Here is a 25,172-nt window from a genome sequence, read left to right as displayed (position 1 = left end):
TGCGCTGTGATCTAATGGGCCGAGCGCTGCGTACCAGCAGCATGAACACTGTCCATCAGCCATCGGCGTGGGCTCGCGAGCCGGCCACGCCATGGCCTCCCTATCTGTCGATCGTGACACCGCACCACACCGGATTGATGCCGACAGGAGAAGACCTGGCCGCCTGGATCACGGCGGTGGCCGCGCATGAAGACCGGCAGGCTTTCGCCGCGCTGTTCAAGTATTTCGCGCCGCGCGTCAAGGCCTACCTGATGCGTTTGGGCAGCGCCGAGGCGCAGGCCGAGGACCTGGCGCAGGAAACGCTGGTGAGCGTGTGGCGCAAGGCGCCTACCTACGATCCCCGCCATGCCGGCGCATCCACCTGGATCTTCACCATCGCCCGCAACCTGCGGGTGGACCACTTCCGCCGCAAGGGCCATGCGCTCATCGCCGATGGTGAGGAGTGCGACGACGGGCAGATGCCCGATACCGCCCCCGAGCCCGACGAGCAGTTGAGCATCCGCCAGCGCGAAGAGCATGTGCGGGAAGCGATGAAGCAGCTGTCGGTCGAGCAGGTGCAGATCCTGCGACTGTCGTTTTTCGAAGAACATCCCCACGCCCAGATCGCACAGGAGCTCGGCATACCGCTGGGCACCGTCAAATCCCGCGTTCGTTTGGCCGTGAACCATCTGCGCCGCCTGCTCGGCGCTCTAGAGCCATGATCCGTCACCATCCAGATGATGCCCTGTTGCTGGCCCACGCGGCCGGCAGCCTGCCTGCGGGCGCCGCCATCGTGGTCGAGAGCCATCTGGAGGCCTGCCCGACCTGCTGCGACCGCCTGCATGTGCTGCAGGCCGTGGGTGGCGCGTTGCTGGAGGACATCGAGCCGGTGGCCCTGCAGCCCGACGCGCTGACGCGGGCGCTGGCCGCGATCGACGGCACGGCGCTCGTGCACGTTGCGGCCGAGCCCGCCGCGCCCCTGCCGGCGAAGACCCGTGCAGGCAGCCCGCGGCCCGAGCTGCCGGCCGGCACGCGGTGGCCGCGCGCCCTCGAAGGGTGCACGGTGTCGCCGTGGCGCTGGCTCGGCCCCGGCATGCGCTGGAGCCGGGTCACGGTGCCGCACGACCGCTCGGCCAACGTCTTCCTGCTGCGCATCGGTGCCGGCAAGCGCCTGCCGCAGCACACGCACAGCGACCTGGAACTCACCCAGGTCCTCTATGGCACCTTCGGCGACGACCGCTCACGGTACGGCCCGGGCGACTTCGACGGGGCCGACGGGGATGTCGTGCATCAACCAGTGGTGGCCGCCGGGGAAGAGTGCATCTGCCTGACGACGGTGCAGGGCCGGGTGCTGTTCAAGGGGGCGATCGCCCGCACCGTGGGCGCGCTCGTCGGCATGTAGATCGGCGCGATGGCGCCGCGTACGCCGCGGCCCACGCGGTCAAGGCGTGCCGAAGCGCTGCACTGCCAGGCACGCGGCGGCCGCGGACACGGCGGTGGCGAAGGTGCCCCAGCATAGGTCGGCTACGGTCACCTGCCACGGCCAGTCCTTGAGCGTGGCCTGGTTGGTGAGGTCGTAGGTGGCATAGGCCAGCAGGCCGAGCAGCGCCCCCCATCCCAAGGCATGCCAGGCAGAACCGCTTTGCAGCGCGGGCCGTACGGCGAACACCACCACGCCGCCCACGTACAACACGTAGAACACCAGCGCGGGCGCCAAGCTGAAGCCCTGCTGCATCAGGTGGCCGATGGCGGGGCGGTACAGGCGGTCGGCCATGGCACTCAACCAGACCGCATCCATGGCGAGGAAGACGAGGGCAACGGTTCCGTAGGCGATGGCGTACTGGCGGATCATGGTGCGTGGCTCCTGAAGGTGCTGGGTGGACAAGGGGTGAAGGGTCAGCCGGCCTTGGGCGGGCCGGGCACGAAGGCGTTGGTGCGGCGGATGTACGCGCGGTAGGCCGGGCGCCGGTCGGCGATGTCCTCTTCCTGCAGCCGCACGCCGGAGACGCGCAGCAGCAGCACCGTCATCAGCAGCGGCGACACCACGGTCCATGCGCCCAGGCGGCCCTCCGCCGTGCAGGCCATGAGCCACAGGCCCCACCAGACGCAGGCCTCGCCGAAGTAGTTGGGATGGCGCGAATAGCGCCACAGGCCGCGGTCCATCACCTGCCCGCGGTGCTGCGCCTGCGCCTTGAAGCGGGCGAGCTGCGCGTCCGCCACCGCCTCGAAGCCGATGCCGAACACGGCCAGCGCTGCGCCGATGCCGCTCCACAGGGATAAGCCGCCGCGGTCGACGGCGCCCGCCAGCAGGGGCGCCGACACCAGCCAGGCCAGCACGGCCTGCAGACCGAATACCAGGTACAGGCTGCGCCATGCAAAGTGCGGCTGGTTGCGGGCGCGGATGGCCTGGTAGCGCCTGTCTTCGCCATGGCCCCAGTTGCGCCAGGTGATGAACAGGCTCAGGCGCAGCGCCCAGATGGTGGCGATGGCCACCATGGCGTAGCCGAGGGCCCCGGCGCCGGGCTGGCTCAGCAGGTACATCCACCCGGCCCCGGCGATGCACACGGCCCAGACGCGGTCCACCAAGCTGGCGTCGTGCCGCCATACGCTGGCGATCCAGGTCAGCACCGCGATGGCGACCGTCCAGCCCAGGCCGGCGACTGCGGTGGTGGGCAGGTCAGCGCCCATGGAGCCGCAGCGGAGCCGCCGCGTCCGCAGGCAAGGGCACGCGCTTGTCGAACACATAGTGGCTCACCCACCACTGCTGGCCGCCGCGGTAACCGAACAGCTCCGCCACGGACAGGAAGAACAGCCGCCAGCGCTGCCACCACAGCGATGCTTGTTCAGCGCCGTAGGTTTGCTCGAACAGCGGCATCAGCGCGGCGCGCTCGGCGTCCATGTTGCGCAGCCAGGCTTCGGCCGTGCGCTGGTAGTGCGTGCCGTCCCAGCGCCAGCGCTCGCGCAGGGCCAGGTCCTGCTGGCAGTGCAGCGCCAGGTCGTCGCTGGGCATCATGCCGCCCGAGAAGAAGTACTGGCTCATCCAGTCGCTCTCGTCGCGCGCCTCGAAAGGGTAGGGAGCTTCGCGGTGCGCGAACACATGCATGAAGAAGCGTCCATCCGGCTGCAGCCAGCGCGCCACGTGGGCAAAGGCCTGCGGCCAGTTGCGCAGGTGCTCGAACATCTCCACCGACACGATGCGGTCGAAGCGCTCCGGCGTATCGAACACATTGAAGTCGCAGGTGATCACCTCGACGTTGTGCAACCCGCGTGCCTGTGCCTGGGCCTGGATGTAGGCGCGCTGGGAATGCGAATTGGACACCGCTGTGATGCGGCTTCCCGGATAGTGCGCCGCCATCCACAGCGTGAGCGATCCCCAGCCGCAGCCCAGCTCCAGGACCCGCTGGCCGTCCTGCAGGCCCGCGTGCGCGCAGGTGATGCGCAGCGCCTGGGCCTCGGCGTCTTCCAGCGTCGCCGTATCGTCGGTCCAGTAGCCGCAGCTGTACTTGCGGTGCGGACCCAGCACGCGGCCGAAGAAATCGGCCGGCACCTCGTAGTGCTGCTCGTTGGCCTTCTCGGGCAGCGGAGCGAGTGCCGAGGCACCCATGCCACGCAGGAATTCCTGCGTGGCCGCGGCCGCCCGGGCCGCGTCGCCGCTGTGCATCTCGGCGAGCCGGTCGCGCAACAGGTGGCGGATGCCGTAGCGCACGATCGGATCGGGCAGCAGACCTTTTTCAACCCAGCGGATGGCGGCGGCGGTGGCCTGGGACATACAGCACTCCTGTGGTTCTTGGACAGACGCGGTGGTTTGGTTGCGCTGTGTACGCAAGCCATGCAGGTTTGGATTGCCCGTTGCAAGCGTCGCTTGCAGGTCTGGCAAACCGCCGAGCAGGGCGGATGCGCTTATCCGATGCGCGGCATCGGTGGCGTCCGACAGGGCGGTGCTGGCGGCGGTGCGCCAATAGAGCCACTCCGCACCCGGCCCTTGTGGCGCGTGGGGCGGCCGCTGGAGACCTCACGATGTCCAAGACCTATCGCCACCTGTCCGAGAAGACCCTGAAGCCGCGCGAGCTCAAGCGCCAGCGCCAGCGCGAGGCGATGCTGCCCGCCGGCAAAGCAGCCTGGCACGCCGTCTTCCTGCCGGAGCCGGAAGCGCCGGTCTGGAAACCGTTGGGCTGACCCGGCGGCGGGTCGTCAGCTGCCGATCGGCGGCAGGCACTGGCCGTCCACGAAGACGCGCAGCTCTCCGCTCCGGAAGGCCGTCCACTCCTCATTGGTAGTGAGTGGAGCGGTCACCACCACCGCCACCTGGTCTTGCGGCGTTGTGTGGGCGGAGAAGTCGATGCGCAGATCTTCGTCGCACAGCTGGGCCTGCGAGAACGGGTGGCGGCGTTCGATGTAGTAGAGCTGGGTCGACGCATGCGCCCACAGCGCCTGCCCATTGGAGAGCAGGAAGTTGAAGGTGCCATGCGGCGCGATCCGAGCGGCCAGCTCTTGCAGCGTGATCGTCAGCTCGGCAATGCTCGGCACATCGGCGTGGGACTTGGACAGCTCCTGCATGATCCAGCAGAACGCGTGCTCGCTGTCGGTGCTGCCGACGGGCTTGAAGTGGGCGTGCAGGCGCGGGCGGAAGTCCTTCAGGTCGCCGTTGTGCGCAAAGACCCAGTAGCGGCCCCACAGCTCGCGCACGAAAGGGTGGCAGTTCTGCAGCGACACGCTGCCCTGCGTGGCCTTGCGGATGTGCGCGATCACGTTGCGGCTCTGGATGGGGTAGCGGCGGATCAGCTCCGCCACCGGCGAATCCACGGCGCGCTGGTGGTCCACGAAGTGGCGCAGGCCCTTGTCCTCGAAGAAGGCGATGCCCCAGCCGTCCGAATGGTCGGCCGTCACGCCGGCGCGCTGCGCGAAGCCTGTGAAGCTGAAGGTCACGTCCGTGGGCGTGTTGGCATTCATTCCGAGCAGCTGGCACATGGGATTCGGGGCTTCTTTCTGTGAACGGAGCGCTTCAGGCGCTGGGGGGCTGGGCGGGCTGTGCCTTGGGCGCCGGGCGCAGCTGCCAGGCGGCGGCCAGTGCCACCAGGCACAGACCCATCAGCAGCAGGAAGGTCTCGCCAAAGGCATCGATGCGCGCGGCGCTGCTCTGTGCGACCTGCAGCGAATCGCCATGGACCGCGATGCGCCATTCCAGCACGATGCCGCACAGGCTCACGCCGGCCGCGCCGCCCAGCATGCGCACGAAGCTGATGGCACTGGAGCCCTGGGCGATGAGGGATTTGTCCAGGGGCCGCATGGCCCCGAGGTTCAGCGACGGCAGGATGAAGCCCAGGCCGATACGGCCCAGAATGGCAAAGGCCACCAGCACCCACAGGCCCGTCTGCAGGTCCACCCACACCATCAGCCCGAACGACAGCGCCAGCAGCGCCAAGCCCGTGCCCACCAGCAGGTGCGTGGGCTGGCGGTCGGCCAGCCGGCCGACGAGGGGAATGGTGATGGCCAGCACGATGCCGGCCGGCAGCATGAGCGTGCCCACGTGCGAGGCCGACAATTGCAGCCCGAGCTGCAGGAACACCGGCAGCAGGTAGGTCGAGCCGAACAGCGCCGTGCCGTAGATGAAGGCGACGATGCTGCCCATGGCGAACTGGCGGTACTGGAACAGGCGCAGGTCCATGAGCGGCTTGGCGCCGCGCGCCAGCAGGCGCCGCTGCCACCAGACGAATCCGATCAGCGAGGCCAGCGCCACCAGCAGGAAACCGCCCGCTTGCGCCGCGGGGCCGCTGTGCAGCGCCACCAGGCCGTTGAGCAGGCCCAGCGTGCCGACGGCACCGAGCAGCAGGCCACGCCAGTCCAGCGCTTCGCCGCGTCGGTTGGCCGCCAGGCCGCCGGGACTGCTCACCGGCACGAACTTGTAGGCCAGCCAGAGCGAGGCCAGGCAGAACGGCACCACCATGAAGAAGATGGAGCGCCAGCCGAACCAGTCCACCAGCAGGCCGCCGATGCTGGGGCCGAGCGCCGGCGCCAGCACCACGCCCATGCCGAAGATGCCGCTGGCGCGGCCCTGTTCATGGGGCTGGAAGGCGTAGAGGATGATGACGGCCGGTATGGGCTGCACCACGCCGGCGGCCAGCCCTTCGAGCACGCGCGCCAGCAGCACCCATTCGTAGCGGCTGGCCAGGCCGCCGCCCACGCCGCCCACGAGCAGCAGCACCATCGCGCCGACGTAGGTGGCGCGGTAGCCGTAGCGGGCCAGCAGCCAGGGCGTGGTGAGCATGGCGACGGTGGTCGCCACCATGAAGCCCGAGCTGACCCACTGCGCGCGCTCTTGGCCCAGCGTGAAGTAGTGGCTCATGTCGGGGATGGCCACGTTCACGATGGTGGACGACATGATCGAGGCCATCGTGCCCACCATCACGGAGAGCAGCAGCAGCCAGCGGTAACGTTCGCCGTAGCGTTCACGTAGCAGGGCGGCGGACGCGTTCATGTCATGCCTTGGAATGGGCCGAATGGGCTTCCGTGCTGGGCTGCGGGCAGGGCCCAGGCCAGCAGGCGTCGTACCCCCTCCCGCATTGCGCAGCAGGGCAAGAGACGGCGGAAGCGGAGCAGCCGCTCAGGGAGATGCTCATTGCCTCTCTGACCAGAGCTTGCCGCCGGTGGCCCAGTTCTCGCGCTTCACGTCGGTGATGAGGATGTCGACCATCTCGGGCGTGCCGCCCAGCACCTCGACGGAAACGCGGGTGATCTCTTCCACCAGCTTCTTCTTCTGCTCGATGGTGCGGCCTTCCATCATTTCGATGTGGTACGTGGGCATGTCGGGGTCCTTGTAGAAGAGTGAGAAAACAGCCGGTCGATCATATCGGCGCATCGGCCGGCGGATCTGCAGGACCGGGCGCCGCAGCGCAAGCGGGGCACAGGCAGGCGCGGCCCCGCTGCGCAGGCGGCAGGGCCGCCAGGGCAGCGGGCGCGATGGGCGCGGTCATGCACCAGCAGGTCGCGGGGTCGGCGCCCGCCTCGGCGGCGCACTGGTTGCTCCGGCCGCAGAGCGGACAGTGGGCGGGGTCGAGGGGAGGAAGCGGGGGGTGCGGCATGGTGGGCGGCGGCCAAAGAGCCGCCCCTGGATCATGCCGGGAACGGGGCGCCCGCGCCCCCGCCTGGCTCCTGCCAAGCAGCCCGAAGCGCGGTGGCTGGGCCAGGAGTTCAAGCCGAATCGGCCTCTGGCGCTTTATCGATAAGCGGTTGTAGCTATTAAATTAATAGCTAACGTGGCTTGCGTCCTCAGGCCGGCAGGCGGGGCGCCGTTGCCGCGCCCTGCCAGCCCGCCAGTGCGGGCGCCGCGGCGCCACTGCCCAGCGCGCCGGCCTGCACGCGGAACACCGCCATGGCCTGCACCAGCTGCGCGGCCTGGGCCTCCAGCGAGCCGGTGGCCGCGGCGGCCTCTTCCACCAGGGCCGCGTTCTGCTGCGTGACCTGGTCCATCTGCGTGATGGCCTGGTTCACCTGCTCCAGGCCGCTGGTCTGCTCCTGGCTGGCGGCGCTGATCTCGCCCACGATGTCGGTCACGCGGCGCACGCCGGCCACCACGTCGCGGATCACCGCGCCGGCTTCCTCCACCAGGCGGTTGCCTGCGTCGACCTGCTGCACCGAATCGTCGATCAGGCCCTTGATCTCCTTCGCCGCCGTTGCGCTGCGCTGCGCCAGCGTGCGCACTTCGCTCGCCACCACGGCGAAGCCGCGGCCCTGCTCGCCTGCGCGGGCGGCTTCCACGGCCGCGTTCAGCGCCAGGATGTTGGTCTGGAAGGCGATGGAGTCGATCACGCCGATGATGTCCACGATCTTGCGCGAGGCCGTATGGATGTCGCCCATGGTCTTGACCACGTTGCCCACCACCTCGCCGCCGCGCACCGCCATGTCGGAGGCCGACTTGGCCAACTGGTTGGCCTGCTGAGCGTTGTCGGCGTTCTGGCGCACGGTGGCCGTCATCTGCTCCATCGAGGCAGCCGTCTGCTGCAGCGCGCTGGCCTGCTCTTCGGTGCGGCTGGACAGGTCCAGGTTGCCGCTGGCGATCTCGCTGGAGGCCAGCGCGATGCTGTCGGCGCCGTGGCGCACCTGGCCCACGGTGCTGCGCAGCTGCGCGCCCATGGTGTCCAGCGCGCGCAGCAGCTGGCCCGTCTCGTCCCGGGCGGTGCTGCCCACCTGCAGGGTCAGGTCGCCGCCGGCCACCGTTTCGGCCACGCTGACAGCCTGGTGCAGCGGCCGCGTGATGCTGCGGGTGATGACCACGGCCAGCGCGAGGGCCGCCACGAGGGCGGCGATGCCCAGCGCCAGCAGCTGCGCGCTGCCGCGCTCGTAGCCGCGGCGGATGTCCGCCGCGGTGGCGTTGATGCTCGCGCGCTGCTGGTCCAGCAGGGCCTGCAGGCTCTCCAGGTAGCGGACGCTGGCGGGCTGGAAGCCGGTGGCGAACAGGCGCTCGGCCTCCTCGGCCTGGCCCTCCGCCTTGGCCTTGCTGACCGCGTCACGGGCGGCGATGTACTGCTGGCGGGCCTGCGACAGGGTCGCGAAGATGGCCTTCTCGTCCGGTGTGTCCAGCAGCGCTTCGATCTGCTTTTGCTGGTCGGTCGACATGCGGCCGGCCTCGGCCGTGTCGGCCGCGAAGAAGGTCGCCAGCGAGGGGTCGGCGCTCTTGGCGATGGCGGTGGTGCGGCGCACGCTGGTGTGGATGGTGCGGTACCAGTCCGAGACCAGGCGCTCCTTGGTGAGCGGCCGGGCCATCATGGCGTCGGTCTGTTCGGCCACGGCCTGCAGGCGCCACTTGCCCACGGCGAGCATGGTGACGATGAAGAGAATCAGCACCGCGAAGGCCAGGCCCAGCCGCTTGCCGATGGAAATGTTTTGAATAATCATGATCCAGATCAGGGTTAACCCTTATTAATCGGCCATTGTCCTTGCGACTTGAGCGCAAAAACTACAAAGCCTTACGCATCGATAGCGCTTCTGGATGACAGGGCTTCCCCCGGCGGGTTCAAGCGTCAGTGCTGGCGCGGCTGGGCTGCTCCCAAAAAAGACAAAGACACAGCCTGCGCGGGCAGGGCTGTGTCTTTCAGGCCACAGGCACGCCGGCGGCGGGCCGGCGGCAAGGGGCGCGAGGAGGCGGAGGCGGGGCGTCCCGTCAGCGCGCGGCGCCGGCCTTCACCTTCAGGCGCCAGGCGTGCAGCAGGGGCTCGGTGTAGCCGCTGGGCTGCTCCACGCCCTTGAAGACTAGATCGCAGGCGGCCTGGTAGGCGGCGGATTCGGCAAAGCGGCCGGCCATCTTCTGGTACAGCGGGTCGCCTGCGTTCTGCTGGTCCACCACCGCGGCCATGCGCTCAAAGGTTTCCTTCACCTGCGCCTCGGTCACCACGCCGTGCAGCAGCCAGTTGGCGATGTGCTGGCTGCTGATGCGCAGCGTGGCACGGTCTTCCATCAGGCCCACGTTGTGGATGTCGGGCACCTTGGAGCAGCCCACGCCCTGGTCGATCCAGCGCACCACGTAGCCCAGGATGCCCTGGGCGTTGTTGTCCAGCTCCTGCTGCTTCTCGGCCTCGCTCCACTTCGGATCGCTCGCCACGGGAATGGTCAGCAGGCCGGTCAGCAGGTTGTCGCGCTCGGCGTTGGCGTCGGTCTTTTCCAGTTCCTTCTGCACCTCGGCCACGTTGACCTGGTGGTAGTGCAGCGCATGCAGCGTGGCGCCCGTGGGGCTGGGCACCCACGCGGTGTTGGCGCCGGCCTTGGGATGGGCCACCTTCTGTTTGAGCATCTCGGCCATCAGGTCGGGCATGGCCCACATGCCCTTGCCGATCTGCGCCTTGCCGCGCAGACCGCAGGAGAGGCCCACCAGCACGTTGTTCTTCTCGTACGACTGGATCCAGGCGCTGGTCTTCATGTCGCCCTTGCGCACCATGGGGCCGGCGCGCATGGCGGTATGCATCTCGTCGCCCGTGCGGTCCAGGAAGCCGGTGTTGATGAACGCCACGCGAGCCGAAGCCGCGGCGATGCAGGCCTTCAGGTTCACGCTGGTGCGGCGCTCCTCGTCCATGATGCCCAGCTTCACGGTGTTGGCGGGCAGGCCCAGCAGCTGCTCGACGCGGCCGAACAGGTCGCTGGCGAAGGCCACTTCGGCCGGGCCGTGCATCTTGGGCTTGACGATGTACACGCTGCCCTTGCGCGAGTTGCGGATGCCGTTCTGGCCCTTGCCCTGCAGGTCGTGCAGGGCGATGGCGGTGGTGACCACGGCGTCCAGAATGCCTTCGGGGATCTCGCGCTGCGTGCCCTGTGCGTCCTTCCACAGGATGGCCGGGTTGGTCATCAGGTGGCCCACGTTGCGCAGGAACATGAGCGAGCGGCCGTGCAGGCGCACCTCGCCGCTGCCGCCGGGTGCCGTGTACACGCGGTCGGGGTTGAGGCCGCGGGTGAAGGTCTTGCCGCCCTTGGTGACCTGCTCGGTCAGCGTGGCCTGCAGAATGCCCAGCCAGTTGGCGTAGCCGGCCACCTTGTCTTCGGCATCCACGGCGGCCACGGAATCTTCCAGGTCCAGGATGGTGGACAGGGCGGCTTCCACCACCAGGTCGCTCACGCCGGCCGGATCGGTCTGGCCGATGGGCGTGCTGCGGTCGATCTGGATGTCCAGGTGCAGGCCGTTGTGGCGCAGCAGCACGGACGAGGGCTGGGCGGCGTCGCCCTGGTAGCCCACGAACTGCGCCGCGTCCTTCAGGCCGGTGGTGGCGCCGCCTTCCAGCGCCACCACCAGCTGGCCGCCTTCGACACGGTAGGCGGTGGCGTTCTTGTGCGACTGGGTGGCCAGGGGCGCGGCTTGGTCGAGCACGTCACGGGCGAAGGCGATCACCTTGGCGCCGCGCACCGGGTTGTAGCCCTTGCCCTTGTCGGCGCCGTCGGTTTCGGGGATCGCGTCGGTGCCGTACAGCGCGTCGTACAGGCTGCCCCAGCGGGCATTGGCGGCGTTGAGTGCGTAGCGTGCGTTCAGGATGGGCACCACCAGCTGCGGGCCGGCCTGGGTGGCGAGCTCGTCGTCCACGTTGGCGGTGGTGGCCTGCACCTGGGCGGGCTGGGGCACCAGGTAGCCGATCTGCTCCAGGAAAGCGCGGTAGCCGGCCATGTCGGCGATCGGGCCGGGGTGGGCCTGGTGCCAGGTGTCCAGTTCGGCCTGCAGGCGGTCGCGCTCGGCCAGCAGGGCGATGTTGCGCGGCGCCAGCTCGGTCACCAGCGCATCGAAGCCCTTCCAGAACGCCGCAGCGTCCACGCCGGTGCCGGGCAGCACGCGCTCTTCGATGAAGCGGTGCAGGGAGGTGGCCACTTGCAGGCCGTGAACGGTGGTGCGGTCGGTCATGGTTGTCTCTTCAGAAGGGTTGGAATGGGGGAAAACAGGCGAGGGCGGCGGACCGCCATCACGGTGACGATCCACTGTATTGCAAATTTTTCTGCGCATAAACCGCCTGCAAAGTTCTAAACCAGTGACTTTTTGCGCACAAATGGGCGGCATTGCCGGGGGCGCACGTCGGGGCGGCGGTCGGAGCGCTGGGGCCACTAGGGCGGATCGCCCTGCTCTGGCGCCTTGCGCCAGCGGACGGTTGTGCTGCGTCAGGGTGGGGAAGGGCCGTGCCTCTACCATGGCGGTACGGAGGTTGAACCATGAAGAGACATATCCTGCTTCTGTGCCTGTCCCTGGGGGCGCTGGCCGGCCCGGTGGCGCAGGCCCAGGTCCACCGCTGCAGCACGGCCTCGGGTGCCACGGTGTATTCCGATGCGCCCTGCAGCGAGGGCCAGACCGGCCGCCTCATCGAGCGGCACAAGAGCCCCGAAGAACTGCAGCAGGAACGCGCCCAGGCCGCCGCGGCCAACGACCGGCAGGCCCGTGAGCGGACGGCCGAGCGCCTGCGGCAGGACGTGCTGTCGACCGTGCCCGAGCGCAGCGCCGCGGCGGCGCCCCTGCCCAGCGACTCACGGGCCTGTAAGAACGTGTTGACGATCTCGCAGGGGTCGCGTTGGAGCGCAATCGGGATGAGTGGATGCTCCGGGTGAGCCGCATGGACTCGTGCCCATGCAAGCAGCCGGGGCGTTCAATCGCCCGATTTCGCTCCAACCCGAAGGGCAGCGGTGTGGGCGGGCGGTCTGCGGCGTTGCGGCGCTGGTGGATAGCAAAGGCTATCCACTGCGCACCGCGCCTTGCATCCCATCCCGCCCACACCGCTGCGCGACCCCTGGGAGATCGTCAACACGTTCTAAGAGCGCGCAGAAAGAGCTGCAGTTCGTGAGCAGCATCCGCACGATCTCCGAGGAAGAGAAGCGCCTGCGCGTGAACGCCGCCATCACCCAGATCAATGCGGCCTGCGGCTCCCAGACCCCGCTGATGCAGGAGCCGGCCCGCGTCATCGTGGTGCCGCCCGCCTACGGCCACGGCGCCACGACGCGCTGACGCCTCGGGCCGCTGCCGGGCCCGCATCTGCTGCCCTGGGGAAGGCCGCGCTCAATTGCGGCTCACCGGCGTGTGTCCCCCGGCGGGGCTTGCGGGCCGGGCACTCTGCTTTTGATAGCTGGATGCGCTTGATGTATCAGCGCAAGAGGCCTATTTGGCTTCGAATCCTACGTCCGCAATCCGTTGGTAACCCGTAGGTATCCGTGACTTCCATCCGCATAATCGGCGGCCATGGACAAGCTCAAGGCCTTTGAATCGTTCGTGTCGGTTGCCACCCGCGGCAGCCTCACCGCCGCCGCCAAGGCCGAGGGCGTGGCCCCGGCCATCATGGGCCGGCGGCTCGACGCGCTGGAAGAGCACCTGGGCGTCAAGCTGATGGTGCGCACCACGCGGCGCATCAGCCTCACGCACGAGGGCAGCGCCTTCCTGGAGGACTGCCAGCGCCTGCTGTCCGACGTGGCCAACGCCGAGGCCAGCGTGTCCGCCGGCGGCGTGAAGGCCACGGGGCATCTGCGCATCACCGCGCCCGCCGGCTTCGGGCGCCGGCACGTGGCGCCGCTGGTGCCGCTGTTCCGCGACCTGCATTCCGAGGTCACCATCTCCCTGAACCTGAGCGACCGCGTGGTGGATCTGGCGGGCGAGGGCTTCGACTGCGCGGTGCGCGTGGGCGACCTGCCGGATTCCGCCCTGGTGAGCGTGCGCATCGCCGACAACCGGCGCCTGTGCGTGGCCACGCCGGCCTACCTGGAGCGGCGCGGCGTGCCCACCCACCCCAACCAGCTGGCCCAGCACGACTGCCTCACGCTGTCGAGCGACGCCTCGCAGACACGCGGCTGGGCGTTTCGCGTACCGGGCGAGCACGGCGCGGCGGAGGTGATGCATTTCAAGCCTGGCGGGCCGCTGGACTGCTCGGACGGCCAGGTGCTGCACGACTGGTGCCTGGGCGGCTGGGGCATCGCCTGGCGCAGCACCTGGGAGGTGGAGGCCGAGATCGCCGCCGGCCGCCTGGTAGCGGTGCTGGAAGAGTTTGCCGCGCCGCCCAACGGCATCTACGTGGTCTTCCCGCAGCGCAAGCACCTGCCGCTGCGCGTACGGCTGTGGATCGACTACCTCAAGCACCACTACGCGCAGCCGGCGTTCTGGCGCCGGCCGCCCGGCGAGCTGATGGCCTAGGGCTTGTTCACACTATTTTTGCCAGATGCGTTGCGTTGCCCATGGGCCAGGCGCTAGGCGCCAAACGAAGCTGGGGTGCGGCCCCAGCGAGGCTTGGCAACGCCGCGGATGGCCCGTGGGCATCGCAACCCGAAGGGAAGGCCTCCCTCGCCAGGCCACTCGTCGTTGCGTTCCTAGCCAAGGCCCCGGCCTTGGCGTCGTCACGCGTCTAGATTGGCCTGGCGGGGGAGGCCTTCGCACTGGCAAAAATAGTGTGAACAGGCCCTGACGCAGCCCAGAAGGCACGCGCCCCCGCGCCAGCACAAGAAATGAACCAAGGAAGAGAGGACAGCCCATGACGACGATGACGATCTCCCCCGCTTGGCCGGGGCTGTCGCGCTGGTGGCGGCGCGCGCTGGGCGCCGCCCTGGCCTGCCTGGCGGCCGGCTGCGCCACGCAGGCGCCCGAGGCGCCGCTCGCAGGCCCCGCCGGAGAGGGCCCGGGCGGCGTACCCGCCGGTATCGTCAGCGTCACCTATGCCGACCCCGCCCGCTTCAGCGATGCGCGCAATGCCCCGCAGCGCGAGAGCGCGCAGGCGCGCAAGGCCTGGCTGGACGCCCTCAGCCTGCACCTGGCCGACCAGGCCGCGCCGCGCCTGCCCGAGGGGCAACGGCTGGAAGTGCACCTCACCGACGTCCAGCGCGCCGGCGGCTTCGAGCCCTGGCGCGGCCCGCAGGCGGCGGACGTGCGCATCGTGCGCGACATCTACCCGCCGCGCATCGACCTCGAATTCAAGCTGCTGGCTGCCGACGGCCGCGTGCTGCGCCAGGGCCGGCGCCAGCTGCGCGACGCCAGCTTTCTGATGCGGCCCGGCGCGCGCGGCAGCGACCCGCTGGCGCACGAGAAGGCGCTGGTGGACGACTGGGTGCGCACGGAGTTTCCGCGCAAGGGCTGAGGGCTCTGCCTGCCACCGGGAAGCAAACGGCGCGGAGTCGTTCACCACGGCAGGGCGCCGCGCGGTCTGCATCGCTGCGCTGTGCGCACCGGCCGAGCCATGGCCTGCCTGCACCCCCGCCAGCCGCAGCCGCATCTGCAGCCGCAGCCCCTTGCCCGCCGGGCCTCCTGATCCATACCTCTTGCGGCGTGGCAGACTGCGGGCTATGTCCGAGCCCACGCTCCTGGTCGCCGACGACCATCCCCTGTTCCGCGCTGCGATGCTGCATGTGCTGCGCGAGCGCCTGCCCCAGTTCCGCACGCTGGAGGCGGCCAGCGCCGCCACGCTGGGCACGGCGCTGCAGGAGCACCCCGAGGTGGAGCTGGTGCTGCTGGACCTGAGCATGCCGGGAACGCGCGGTTTCTCGGCCCTGCTGCACGTGCGGGGCGAGTACCCGCAGCTACCCGTGGTGGTGATCTCCTCCAACGATCATCCGCGCGTGATCCGCCGCGCCCAGCAGTTCGGCGCCGCCGGCTTCATCCCCAAGTCGGCCCCGGCCGACGCCATGGGCGATGCCATCGCCGCCGTGCTGGACGGCGGCAGCTGGTTCCCGCCCATGGCGGCCGAGCGCTCCGAGGCCGACGCCGAGCTGGCCGCCCGCCTGGCCCAGCTCACGCCGCAGCAGTTCCGCGTGCTGCTGTGCCTGGCCGACGGCCTGCTGAACAAGCAGATCGCCCACGAACTGGGCCTGGCCGAGAACACGGTGAAGGTGCACGTGACCGCCATCCTGAAAAAGCTGGAGTGCTACAGCCGCACCCAGGCCGCCGTGCTGGTCAAGAGTCTGGAGACGGAGGACGGGGCTTCTGCCTGACGGCGGCAGGGTGATGGGGTGAAATCGCCCTTCAGACCTTGTGTATCCAGGGCAGGTAGCTATCGAATGCATAGCTCTGGCGGCGCTCCGGGTTCCAGGCTGCAGTCCCGGTAGCGAGCCACGGAGCCGGGCGCCCGGAACCACGACGGCCTTCCTCGTCCCATGGCCGCGGAGCAGGCCAGGCCAGCAGACGCCGCGCAGCGCTTCAGGGGAAACGGGAGATGCTGCTGCAGACGGACTCCCTCGCGGGGCGGATATCCTGGAGCGCAGTTCGTGCAGGGGCGCGGCCCACCCCGGCGGCAGCCGCGCAAGGGCCGCCCCGCCGCGCTGGCTGCGTCCCCCTTCCCGCCTTGCGCAGCCAGGCGAGAGAAGGGGGAAGGCGCGCAGCGCCTCAGGGGGATGTTCCTTACTTCAGCCGCAGCAGCGTCTGGCTCATCAGCGCCCGCAGCGCCGGTGCACGCACGGGCTTGGCCAGAAAGCCCCAGCCGCGTTCGGCGGCCTGGCGGCGCAGGGTGGCGTCGCGCTCGGCAGTGACCAGGATCACGGCCGGCGACTGTCCCCAGCGCTGGCACAGCTGGGCATAGACCTCGGGCCCGTGCAGGCCCGGGCCCAGGTGCACGTCCAGCAGCACCAGTTGCGGTGCCCCGCCCGGACGGGCCTGGTCCAGCGCCTCCTGTGCGCCGCCGGCCAGCGGCACCTGGCAGCCCCAGCGCTGCAGCAGCGCGCGCGTGGCGGCGCAGGTGGGCGCGTCGTCCTCGATCACCCAGGCGCTGCTGCCGTGGAGGGGCGCGTCGTCCTCCTGCACGGTCGCCGCCGATGACGCCAGAGACGAGGACGTGGTGGACTCCGCCGAAGCGGGCGCCGAGCCGATGTGCCGCACGGCGGCGGCGTCGCCCAGCGGCACGCGCACCCAGAACACGCTGCCGCGCCCCAGCTGCGAGCGCAGGCCGATCGGGTGGCCCAGCAGCCGGCCCAGGCGTTCGACGATGGCCAGGCCCAGGCCGGCGCCGCGGTCGTCGTCGCGGCCTTCGTCCAGGCGGCGGAACTCTTCGAAGATCTCGCGCTGCAATGCCTCGGGGATGCCCGGCCCCTGGTCGTGCACCTCGATGCGCACATGGTCCGGGCCGTCGCGGCGGCAGCCCACCACGATGCGCCCGCGCCGGCTGTAGCGGATGGCGTTGGAGACGAAGTTCTGCAGGATGCGCCGCAGCAGGTTCTCGTCCGTGCGCACCACGCAGCGCGTGGGCACGCAGGCGAGCTGCAGCCCGCGCCGCTCGGCCAGCACGCCGAAGTTGTGGCCCAGCACCTGCAGCAGCGGGCCCAGCGCCACGTCGCGCACGCGCACCTCCAGCTGGCCCGACTCCATGCGCGCGATGTCCAGCAGGCTGTTGAGGATGGCGTCCTGCGAGGCCAGCGCGCCGTCGATGCTGTCGGCCGCGCGCTGCGCCGCCTCGCCCTGCAGGTGGCTGCGCAGCAGCGAGGTGAACATGCGCGCCGCGTTCAGCGGCTGCAGCAGGTCGTGCACGGCGGCGGCGACGAAGCGCGTCTTGTAGCGGTTGGCGCGCTCGGCCTCCTGGCGGGCGGCGTCCAGGTCGCGCGTGCGGTCGGCCACGCGCTGCTCCAGGGCGTCGGCCAGCGAGCGCAGCTCGCGCGCGGCGTTCTTGTAGCTGGTGATGTCCGCGTAGCTGGTGACGAAGCCGCCGTCGGGCAGCGGGTTGCCGCGGATCTCCAGCACCGTGCCGTCGTCCTTGGCGCTTTCGTGCAGGTGCGGCGTGCCGCTGCGCAGGTGCGCGATGCGCCGGTCGATGGCCTCCTGCACCGGGCCAGGCCCCAGCAGGCCGCGGCGCGCGTTGTGGCGCAGCAGATCCTCGATGGGCTGGCCCACCACCATCAGATCGGCCGGGTAGCGGAACAGCTGCACGTAGCGCGAGTTCCAGGCCACCAGCTTCAGGTCGGCGTCGATGATGACCACGCCCTGCGGCAGGTGCTCCAGGCTGCGCGACAGCCCCATGTCGGTCTGCTGCGCCGCCTGCTGGGCGGCCTGCACGATGCCGTCCTGCGCCGTGCGCAGCTCCTGCGCGTGCTGCTGCAGCACCGTCTCCAGCTCCTGCCGGCTGCGCTGGCGCAGGCGGGCCAGGCGCTGGCGCTGGCGGATGAAGAGCACCAGCAGGCCGCCGGCCAGCCAGCCGCCGGCGCCGGCCGCGGCCGCCCAGCGGCTGTCGGCCACGCTGCTGTGCGTCTCGTGCACCAGGTGCAGCCGCCAGGCCGTGCCCTCCAGCGGCTGCGTATGCCACAGCACCCGGCCGGGCAGGGCGGGGGCCTGCAGCGTGACCAGTCGCCCGCCGTCGTCCAGCCGCTCGGCCACGCGGAACTCCAGCGGGCGCAGCGGCTGGTCGGCGTACTGGCGCGTGCTGCTCAGTTCGTTGCGCTCGGCGTCGGTCAGGGGCTGCAGCAGGCGGTAGCGCCAGTCGTCCTGGCTGGCGAGGAACACCACGCCGTGGGCGTCGGAGGCCAGCACGATGTCGGGCGTCTGCAGCCACTCGCGCTCCAGCTCCTGCAGTGCGATCTTGATGGCCACCAGGCCCAGCGTGCGCCCCTGCTCGTCGCGGATGGCCTGCGACAGAAAGTACCCCGGCTCGCCGGTCGTCACGCCGATGCCGTAGAAGCTGCCATTGCCCTGGGCCAGCGCCTGCTGCACGTAGGGGCGGAAGCTGTAGTCCACGCCCACGTTGCTGGTGGCGCTGCGCCAGTTGCTGGCGGCCACGGCCTGGCCCTGGCGATCGATCAGCGTCAGTGTGGACGACTGGCTGGCGCCGTTGGCCTGCTCCAGCTTGCGGTTGAGCCGGTCCACCTCCTGCGCGGGCAGGGGGCGGCGCAGGGCGTCGCGCAGTTGCTCGTCGAGCGCCAGCACCTCGGGCAGGGTGCGGTAGCGGTCGATGCGCTGGCCCAGCGTCTGGCCGTACAGCGCCAGCTGGCGCTGCACCGTTTCGCTTTCCTCGTGCAGCGAGTGGCGCCAGGCCAGCTGCCCGGCCAGTAGCATGCAGCCGGCCATGCCGCCCAGCAGGATGAGCAGGGTCCAGAAATTCCGTCGGTGGGTGGAGGGCGCGCGCACCGGGCGATTGTCCGCGAGGCGGGTGAACGGGGCGGGCGTCGGCCCTTGGCAGGCCGCAGCACCCTAGGGCTTTCCCTAGGTGGGCGCGCGCGCCCCGAGGGGCGCCGCGGCGGCTAATACCAATAGGTTATCGGCCCCGGCGGCGGCCAGCAGTACAACCGGCACCCTCGAAGCACCCTGGTGGTGCCTCACCCCGATCCAGGAGACTGCCCCATGCATGCCATTCCCACCGCGGACATCCGCCACCCGCGGCTGCCCCTGCCGTTCTACCGCCAGCTGTACTTCCAGGTGGTGGTCGCCATCATCCTGGGCGTGCTGCTCGGCCACTTCGAGCCCGCCTACGGCGCCGCGCTCAAGCCGCTGGGCGACGCGTTCATCAAGCTGATCAAGATGATCATCGCCCCGGTGATCTTCCTGACCATCGTCACCGGCATCGCCGGCATGACGCAGCTCAGCAGCGTGGGCCGCGTGTTCGGCAAGGCCATGGCGTACTTCCTGACCTTCTCCACGCTGGCGCTGGTGATCGGCATGATCGTCGCGAATGTGATGCAGCCGGGCGCCGGCATGCACATCAACCCGGCCGATCTGGACCAGAAGGAAGTCAGTTCCTACGTCGCCAAGTCGCACGACATGACCCTGACCGGCTTCGTCATGGACATCATTCCCAAGACGCTGGTCAGCCCCTTCGTGGGCGACAACATCCTGCAGGTGCTGCTGGTGGCCGTGCTCTTCGGCGTGGCGCTGGCGCTGTCGGGCAACGCCGGCAAGCCGGTGTACAACTTCCTGGAATCGCTGACGGTGCCGGTGTTCAAGCTGGTCAACATCGTCATGAAGGCCGCGCCCATCGGCGCCTTCGGTGCCATGGCCTTCACCATCGGCAAGTTCGGCCTGGGCTCGCTGCTGAACCTGGCCGAACTGGTCGCCACGTTCTACATCACCTCGCTGCTGTTCGTGCTGGTCATTCTCGGCGCGGTGGCCCGTGCCTGCGGCTTCTCGGTCATCAAGCTCATCAAGTACCTGAAGGCCGAGCTGCTGCTGGTGCTGGGCACGTCGTCGTCCGAGTCGGCCCTGCCGTCGCTGATGGAGAAGATGGAACGCGCCGGCTGCAAGAAGTCCGTCGTCGGCCTAGTGGTCCCCACCGGCTACTCGTTCAACCTGGACGGCACCAACATCTACATGACGCTGGCCGCCCTGTTCATCGCCCAGGCCACCGACACGCACCTGACGCTGGGCCACCAGATCGCGCTGCTGCTGGTCGCCATGCTGTCGTCCAAGGGCGCAGCCGGCGTGACCGGCGCCGGCTTCATCACCCTGGCCGCCACCCTGGCCGTGGTGCCCGAAGTGCCCGTGGCCGGCATGGCGCTGATCCTGGGCGTGGACCGCTTCATGTCCGAGTGCCGTTCGCTGACCAACTTCATCGGCAACGCCGTGGCCACCGTGGTCGTCTCGCGCTGGGAAAACGCGCTGGACCACGAGCGCCTGGATGCCGCCCTGAACGGCGAGCCGCTGCCCCTGCCCGTGACCGTGGCGGAAGAAGCCACGCCGGTCGCCACGCCCGCCTGATCGGCCGCACGACCTGTCCACTGCCAAAGGCGGTGCGGACCTTCGGGGCCGCACCGCTTTTTTCTTGGGGTGGGGCGACGCTTGCGCGGTGGCCATGCGTCGTCAAAATAAAGAGCAGCCAGCGCTTGTCAGATATAGGTTTCAAATGCTTTTTTAGTTGAAATCAATTCCTATCAAGCGCTGGCTGCTCACTTTTTTGCATGCCCGCCGCCCCGCCGTGCCACCGCGGGGCGCCCGGCGCCGGTCAGAACCTGTACTTCATCGACAGCATGAAGTTGCGCGGCGCACCGAACATGCCCGAGCCGCCGGCCAGCGCGGCGTAGTAGCGCTTGTCCAGCGCGTTGTTCAGGTGGGCGCTCAGCGTGAGCTGCGGCGTCACCTCGTAGCGCGCCATCAGGTTGACCACGGCGTAGCTGTTCTGCGTGTAGGTGGCCAGCGGGTCGCCCGTGCGGGTTTCCCAGTTGGCGCCGCCGCCCAGCGTGAGGCGGTGCCAGTCGCCCGGCAGGCGGTAGGTGGTGAACAGCTTGACGGTGTTGCGCGGAATGCGCGTCATGATGCGCTTGCCCGCCTGGTTGTGGCTTTCGCTGTAGGTGTAGCCGGCGCCGAACTGCCAGCCGGGCGTGAGCTGGCCGTTCAGCTCCAGCTCCACGCCCTCGGTGGTGGCGTCGTTCACGGCTTCATACGTGAAGAGGGCCGCGTTCCACAGCGCCAGGTTGTCCTGCTGGGTGCGGAACAGCGACAGGCTGGACGTCAGCGCGCCGCCCTGGAAGCTGGCTTTGATGCCGGCCTCGTAGCTCACGCCTTCTTCCGGGGCCATCTCGCCGCTCAGGGTGTTGCGCAGCGTGGCGGCGTCCTGCGGGCGGAAGATCTTGGTGTAGCTGGCATACAGCGAGTAGGTGTCGTTCAGCGCGTGGACGATGCCCAGGTACGGAATGAACACGCTGTTCTCGCGGGCGTGCGCCTGCGTCACCGCGCCGCTGGCGTAGGTCAGGCCGCGGGTGTCGCGCTTCCAGCTCGTCAGGCGCCCGCCGGCCAGCAGGCTGGTGGCGTCGCTGAGCTGCAGGCGCGCGCTGAGATAGGCGCCGTACTGGTATTCCGTCGATTCGCTTTCGCCGGTCTGCGGGAACGTGGGCGCTGGCACCGGATCGGCCCAGCCGAAGATGCCGCGCACGTTCTGGCGCACCACAGGGTAGCTGGGGCTGTCCTGCGCCACGCGCGACAGCGTGACGCCGCCGATCAGCTCATGCCGGCGCCCGAGCAGTGAGAACGGCCCGGTCACGTAGGCGTCCAGGCTGCTCTGGTGCGCCGTGTTGGCCCACAGGGGGCTTTGCGCATAGAGGCCGGTGCCGGCCTGGTTGATGGTGCCGCCGAGCGAGGCGATCACGGCGTCGTAGGTATAGCGCGCATGCGTCAGCTCGGCCTTGGCGCTCCAGCCCGAGCCGAAGGTGTGCTCCAGCGAGCCGAACACGCTGTCGTGCTGGTGGTTGTAATAGGTCCAGTCGGGCGCCTTGCCGTCCGAAGGGCGGGCGCCGGTGGGCACGCCGTTGTCGTAGAGGATGGGGAAGGCGCGGATCGGCGCGTCCGTGTCGCGCTGGATGTGCGTGGCGCCCACGGTGAGCAGCGTGCGCGGGCCCAGGTCGGCCTCGACGATCCCGTAGAGCACGCTGTAGTCCTGGCGGTAGTTGTCCGTCCACGCGCCCTGGCGCTTGAAGTCGGCCACCAGGCGGCCGCGCACGGAGCCGTCGTCGTTCAAGGGGCGCGACAGGTCGGCCCCCGTGCCGTAGCGCGACCAGTTGCCCGCCTCGGCCGTCACGCTGGCCTGCGCCTCCTTCGTGGGGCGCTTGCGGATCAGTTGATGGTGGCCGACGGCGTGCCCAGTCCGCTCATCATGCCGGTGGCGCCCTTGACCACTTCCACGCGGTCGTACAGCACGCTGCTCTGCAGGTAGTTGCTCATCGACGTGGAGCTGGGGATGCCGTCGATCTGGAAGTTGGTGATGCTGGCGCCGCGCGCCCAGATCTGCGGGCCGTCGCCGCCCACGCCGAACGCCTTGACGGTGATGCCCGGCGTGGCATCCATGATGTCGTTCAGGCCGACGAGGGCCTGGTCGTCCATGCGCTGGCGCGTGATGACCGAGATGGGCTGCGGCGTCTCCTGCGGGGTCAGGTTGAGCCGGGTCGAACTGCTGGTGGACCAGGTGGTGTAGGAGCCCGTGCCCTCCGTGGTCGAACCCTCGGCCTTGCCGGACACCGTCACCGCCGGCAGGGCGTGGGCGCCGGTGGCGGGTGCCGCAGGCATAGCGACGGAGGGCGCCGGGGCAGGGGCAAGCCCCCAGTTGCCGCGCCCGGTATGCGTCAGCGCCAGCCCGCTGCCGGCCAGGGCCGCGCGGGCCGCCTGCTCGGGGGTGTAGCTGCCGTGCACGGCGGGGGCGGTGCGGCCGCGTACCAGTTCGGCGTCGATGCTGATCTGCTGGCCCTGGTCGGCCGCGATGCGCGCCAGCGCGCTGCCCAGCGGCTGGGCGGGCAGGTCGTAGCTGCGCACGGCCGGCGCGGTGGCGGCGGAAGGCGGGGCCGACGGGGCGGGGGACTGGGCCTGGGCGTTGAATGCGCAGGCAGGGTGGCGATGGACAGGGCGCGCAAGGGCAGGGGGCAGGGAAGCGGCATGCGGTTTCTCTCGACAGATACAGGGATGAAAAGCGGTCTCCCTGGCTTGTCGCGCGGGCGAAGAAAAGTGTTCATCTTTTTTTCGCGCCGGCGGATTTGCTATCAAATGAATAGCTTCATGCGCTTTCCCATCGGGCGCGGGAGGCACTTTTGCCTTTGTTCGCGCTCACTCGATGCGCACCAGCCAGCCGCGCTGGTACACGCGCACCTGCACCGGCAGCGTCTCCGCGAGCGCGGCCAGGGCGCGGTCGGTGTCGTCCAGCGCGTAGGTGCCGTACACGCGCAGCGCTGCCGCCTGGGGCGATACGCGGATGAAACCCGGGCGGTAGGCACGCAGTGCCTGCACCACCTCGCCCAGCGGCAGGTCATGGGCTTCCAGCATGCCGCGCTGCCAGGCGCTGGCGGCCACTGGCGACTGCGGCGTGCGCTCGATGCCGCCGGGGCCGCCGAAGCGCGCGCTCTGGCCCTCGTCCAGCTGCAGGCGGTCTCCTGCCGGCGTGGTGATGGCGACGCTGTGCTCCAGCATGCCCACCTGGGTGTGCGTGACCTCCTGCCGCACCACGAAGCGCGTGCCCAGCGCCTGCACCTGCCCCTGCGCGGTGCGCACGATGAACGGCGCGCCGCCCGGCGCGTGGCGCGCTGGCGCGGCCTGCGCCATCAGCGCCCCCTGGCGCAGGACGACCGTGCGTTGGCCGCCGGCAAAGTGCAGGTCGGCCGCGGAGCGCGCATCCAGCGTCACCGTGCTGCCGTCGGGCAGCGCGAAGTCACGCCGCTCACCCGTGGCGGTGCGCAGATCCGCGCTCCAGCCGCCCAGCGGCGCAAAGCGGTCGGCGAGCAGCGCCGCGCCCACCGCCACCCCGCCCACGCCGAGGGCGCCGCGCAGCAGCACCTGGCGCCGCCGCCGCGTGCGCGCCTCCGCGCGGGCCAGCGCGTCGCCCATCAGGCGGCCGGGCGGTGCGGCGGCGGGGGTGTGCAATCCAGATGCGGATGCGGATGCGGCCGCCGCTGCGGGCCGCAACGGGTCCAGCAGCTGTGCCAGTGGCTGGTTCAGGGCGTTCCAGGCCTGTCGGTGCTGCGGGTGGGCCGCCAGCCAGCGCTCGAAACTGCGGCGCTCGCAGGCTTGCACCTCGCCCGAGCCCAAGGTCACCAGCCAGCCGATAGCCGCCTCGGTGGCGGCGTCCAGCGCCGCCGCGCTGTCGCCGGGAGCGGCGCAGCGCCCGGCCATCACGCGACGCACGGCAGAGGGACGCCGGCCTGCTGCCGCACCAGCGCCCGCGCGATGCGGCGGAAGCCTTCGGCCATGTGGCGCCGCACCGTGCTCTGGGAAATGCCTAGCTGCTGCGCGATGGCGGCGTACGTCAGTCCGTCGACTTGGCTGAGCAGAAACGCCTGGCGCGCCTTGAGCGGCAGGCCGTCCAGCGTTTGGGCGATGTATTCGAGCGTTTCCAGCAGCAGGATGCGGTCTTCGGGCGAGTGCGCGAACTCTTCCGGCTGCAGTGCCAGGGTCTCGGCATAGGCGCGCTCCAGCTCACGGCGCCGCCACAGCGTGAACAGCAGCCGCTTGGCGATGGTGGTGAGAAACGCGCGGGGCTCCTGCACCACAACGGGCTGGGGTGCGGCCAACACGCGCAGGAAGGTCTCGGAAGCCACGTCCTGCGCCTCGGCCAGGTTGCGCAGCCGGGCCTGCAGGCGCGACAGCAGCCAGGCATGGTGCCCAGCATACAGCTGCTGTGCATGTCGCATCGGTTCGGCAGGGGCGGTGGCGGAAGACAGGGGCGGCATGGTCCCGCATTCTAAATAATGGATAAGAATGGTTTTCATTATCGTCTTGATGCCAACCCCTGGCCGCGTCCGCACGGCCGGGCTAGGATGCGCGCCTGTCATCGATTCCCCCTCCCACGAGAACCGCGCCCATGACCACCGAAGCCCTGCTGGCCTATGCCCATTTGCTGACCATCCTGATGATGGCCACCTTCCTTGCCAGTGAGGCGGCGCTGTGCCGCAAGGAGTGGATCAACCCGGCCGTGGTCGAGCGCCTGGCGCGGGTGGACCTGCTCTACGGCGTCTCCGCCCTGGCGGTACTGCTCACCGGCGCCGCCCGCGTGGTCTGGGGCATGAAGGGCGCGGCGTGGTACGGCACGCAGCCGCTGCTGCACGCCAAAGTGACGCTGTTCATCGTGATCGGACTGATGTCCATCGTGCCCACCATGCGCTTTCTGCGCTGGCGCAAGGCCCTGCGCACCACCGGCGCCCTGCCGGACGAAGCGGCCCTGCGCAGCACGCGCCGCCTGGTGATGATCGAGGCGCATCTGCTGGTGCTCATTCCGCTGCTGGGCGTGTTCCTGGCGCGCGGCGTCTTCACCCGCTGAAAAAAGAAAACCCTGCAGCGCGAGGCATGCAGGGTGGAGGTGGGGGCGTCAAGTCCAAGGGCAGTGCTGATG

General features: G+C 69.9%; 24 protein-coding genes. 10 read left to right on the top strand and 14 right to left on the bottom strand.

All coding sequences use genetic code 11. The features are described from left to right. The first annotated feature begins 14 nt into the window (after positions 1–14). Together QE399_RS04450 and QE399_RS04445 are read left to right on the top strand one after the other, a co-directional pair. Positions 15–701, top strand: coding sequence for a sigma-70 family RNA polymerase sigma factor (locus tag QE399_RS04450; RefSeq protein WP_309826524.1), 687 nt, complete (start codon positions 15–17; stop codon positions 699–701). Then, positions 698–1,381 carry a ChrR family anti-sigma-E factor gene (locus QE399_RS04445; RefSeq protein ID WP_309826523.1) on the top strand — a complete coding sequence of 228 codons (684 nt, stop codon included), beginning with the start codon at positions 698–700 and terminating at the stop codon, positions 1,379–1,381. The genes QE399_RS04450 and QE399_RS04445 overlap by 4 nt, the downstream gene beginning before the upstream one ends. 39 nt (positions 1,382–1,420) lie before the next feature. Here the strand turns inward: QE399_RS04445 and QE399_RS04440 are convergent, their stop codons facing one another. From QE399_RS04440 to QE399_RS04430, 3 genes are read right to left on the bottom strand one after another with little or no spacing between them, the layout of a single operon-like run. Next, positions 1,421–1,831: a DUF2177 family protein gene (locus QE399_RS04440; protein WP_309826521.1), complete on the bottom strand. Its 411-nt coding sequence runs from the start codon at positions 1,829–1,831 to the stop codon at positions 1,421–1,423. A gap of 44 nt (positions 1,832–1,875) precedes the next feature. Continuing rightward, positions 1,876–2,667: a DUF1295 domain-containing protein gene (locus tag QE399_RS04435; RefSeq protein WP_309826519.1), complete on the bottom strand. Its 792-nt coding sequence runs from the start codon at positions 2,665–2,667 to the stop codon at positions 1,876–1,878. Next, complete coding sequence (locus tag QE399_RS04430; RefSeq protein WP_309826517.1) at positions 2,657–3,748, bottom strand: SAM-dependent methyltransferase; 1,092 nt, start codon at positions 3,746–3,748, stop codon at positions 2,657–2,659. The genes QE399_RS04435 and QE399_RS04430 overlap by 11 nt, the downstream gene beginning before the upstream one ends. A gap of 248 nt (positions 3,749–3,996) precedes the next feature. On the opposite strand from QE399_RS04430, the gene QE399_RS04425 reads away from it, so the two are divergent. Beyond that, on the top strand, positions 3,997–4,155 hold the full coding sequence (locus QE399_RS04425; protein WP_309826515.1) for a hypothetical protein: 159 nt from the start codon (positions 3,997–3,999) through the stop codon (positions 4,153–4,155). Positions 4,156–4,170: 15 nt separating this feature from the next. Here QE399_RS04425 and QE399_RS04420 read toward each other — a convergent pair whose 3' ends face one another. The 6 genes from QE399_RS04420 to QE399_RS04395 form a co-directional block, all read right to left on the bottom strand. Continuing rightward, positions 4,171–4,947, bottom strand: coding sequence for a class II glutamine amidotransferase (locus QE399_RS04420; protein WP_309826513.1), 777 nt, complete (start codon positions 4,945–4,947; stop codon positions 4,171–4,173). Positions 4,948–4,981: 34 nt separating this feature from the next. Continuing rightward, entirely contained in the window at positions 4,982–6,454 is a 1,473-nt protein-coding gene (locus QE399_RS04415) for a DHA2 family efflux MFS transporter permease subunit (protein ID WP_309826511.1), read from the bottom strand. 138 nt (positions 6,455–6,592) lie between these two features. After that, a complete protein-coding gene (locus QE399_RS04410; RefSeq protein ID WP_405043184.1) occupies positions 6,593–6,781 on the bottom strand; it encodes a 4-oxalocrotonate tautomerase in 189 nt (62 codons plus the stop codon). 40 nt (positions 6,782–6,821) lie between these two features. Further along, a complete protein-coding gene (locus QE399_RS04405; RefSeq protein ID WP_309826506.1) occupies positions 6,822–7,058 on the bottom strand; it encodes a cysteine-rich CWC family protein in 237 nt (78 codons plus the stop codon). A 187-nt stretch (positions 7,059–7,245) separates the two neighbouring features. Further along, positions 7,246–8,871 (bottom strand): methyl-accepting chemotaxis protein, encoded by a 1,626-nt coding sequence (locus tag QE399_RS04400; RefSeq protein WP_309826505.1) that lies wholly within the window; start codon positions 8,869–8,871, stop codon positions 7,246–7,248. A 265-nt stretch (positions 8,872–9,136) separates the two neighbouring features. After that, on the bottom strand, positions 9,137–11,350 hold the full coding sequence (locus tag QE399_RS04395) for a malate synthase G (RefSeq protein WP_309826504.1): 2,214 nt from the start codon (positions 11,348–11,350) through the stop codon (positions 9,137–9,139). A gap of 302 nt (positions 11,351–11,652) precedes the next feature. Here QE399_RS04395 and QE399_RS04390 point away from each other — a divergent pair, with 302 nt between their 5' ends. From QE399_RS04390 to QE399_RS04370, 5 genes are all read left to right on the top strand, one after another. Beyond that, positions 11,653–12,042, top strand: coding sequence for a DUF4124 domain-containing protein (locus QE399_RS04390; RefSeq protein WP_309826503.1), 390 nt, complete (start codon positions 11,653–11,655; stop codon positions 12,040–12,042). Between the two features lie 229 nt (positions 12,043–12,271). Beyond that, positions 12,272–12,436 carry a hypothetical protein gene (locus QE399_RS04385; protein ID WP_309826501.1) on the top strand — a complete coding sequence of 55 codons (165 nt, stop codon included), beginning with the start codon at positions 12,272–12,274 and terminating at the stop codon, positions 12,434–12,436. Between the two features lie 231 nt (positions 12,437–12,667). Beyond that, complete coding sequence (locus tag QE399_RS04380) at positions 12,668–13,609, top strand: LysR family transcriptional regulator (RefSeq protein ID WP_309826500.1); 942 nt, start codon at positions 12,668–12,670, stop codon at positions 13,607–13,609. A gap of 334 nt (positions 13,610–13,943) precedes the next feature. Then, positions 13,944–14,543, top strand: coding sequence for a DUF3016 domain-containing protein (locus tag QE399_RS04375; RefSeq protein WP_309826498.1), 600 nt, complete (start codon positions 13,944–13,946; stop codon positions 14,541–14,543). A gap of 205 nt (positions 14,544–14,748) precedes the next feature. Further along, positions 14,749–15,393, top strand: a complete 645-nt coding sequence (locus tag QE399_RS04370) for a LuxR C-terminal-related transcriptional regulator (RefSeq protein WP_309826496.1) — start codon at positions 14,749–14,751, stop codon at positions 15,391–15,393. Between the two features lie 406 nt (positions 15,394–15,799). On the opposite strand, the gene QE399_RS04365 is transcribed toward QE399_RS04370, so the two are convergent. Continuing rightward, positions 15,800–18,445 (bottom strand): hybrid sensor histidine kinase/response regulator, encoded by a 2,646-nt coding sequence (locus QE399_RS04365; RefSeq protein ID WP_309831932.1) that lies wholly within the window; start codon positions 18,443–18,445, stop codon positions 15,800–15,802. A gap of 273 nt (positions 18,446–18,718) precedes the next feature. Here QE399_RS04365 and QE399_RS04360 point away from each other — a divergent pair, with 273 nt between their 5' ends. Further along, positions 18,719–20,068, top strand: coding sequence for a dicarboxylate/amino acid:cation symporter (locus QE399_RS04360; RefSeq protein ID WP_309826494.1), 1,350 nt, complete (start codon positions 18,719–18,721; stop codon positions 20,066–20,068). 244 nt (positions 20,069–20,312) lie between these two features. Here QE399_RS04360 and QE399_RS04355 read toward each other — a convergent pair whose 3' ends face one another. The 4 genes from QE399_RS04355 to QE399_RS04340 form a co-directional block, all read right to left on the bottom strand. Further along, on the bottom strand, positions 20,313–21,881 hold the full coding sequence (locus QE399_RS04355) for a TonB-dependent siderophore receptor (protein ID WP_309826492.1): 1,569 nt from the start codon (positions 21,879–21,881) through the stop codon (positions 20,313–20,315). 35 nt (positions 21,882–21,916) lie between these two features. Further along, a complete protein-coding gene (locus QE399_RS04350) occupies positions 21,917–22,609 on the bottom strand; it encodes a TonB-dependent receptor (RefSeq protein WP_309826490.1) in 693 nt (230 codons plus the stop codon). 288 nt (positions 22,610–22,897) lie between these two features. After that, positions 22,898–23,956 carry a FecR family protein gene (locus tag QE399_RS04345; protein WP_309826489.1) on the bottom strand — a complete coding sequence of 353 codons (1,059 nt, stop codon included), beginning with the start codon at positions 23,954–23,956 and terminating at the stop codon, positions 22,898–22,900. Beyond that, complete coding sequence (locus tag QE399_RS04340; RefSeq protein ID WP_309826487.1) at positions 23,956–24,513, bottom strand: sigma-70 family RNA polymerase sigma factor; 558 nt, start codon at positions 24,511–24,513, stop codon at positions 23,956–23,958. Before QE399_RS04340 ends, QE399_RS04345 begins: the two co-directional genes overlap by 1 nt. Before the next feature lie 131 nt (positions 24,514–24,644). Here QE399_RS04340 and QE399_RS04335 point away from each other — a divergent pair, with 131 nt between their 5' ends. Further along, positions 24,645–25,100, top strand: coding sequence for a DUF2214 family protein (locus tag QE399_RS04335; RefSeq protein ID WP_309826486.1), 456 nt, complete (start codon positions 24,645–24,647; stop codon positions 25,098–25,100). The last annotated feature ends 72 nt before the right edge of the window (positions 25,101–25,172 follow it).

This window comes from Paracidovorax wautersii, from assembly GCF_031453675.1.
Taxonomy (GTDB): domain Bacteria; phylum Pseudomonadota; class Gammaproteobacteria; order Burkholderiales; family Burkholderiaceae_C; genus Paracidovorax.
Note: the sequence above shows the minus strand (reverse complement) of the source record. Positions and strands in the feature narration are given on the sequence as shown.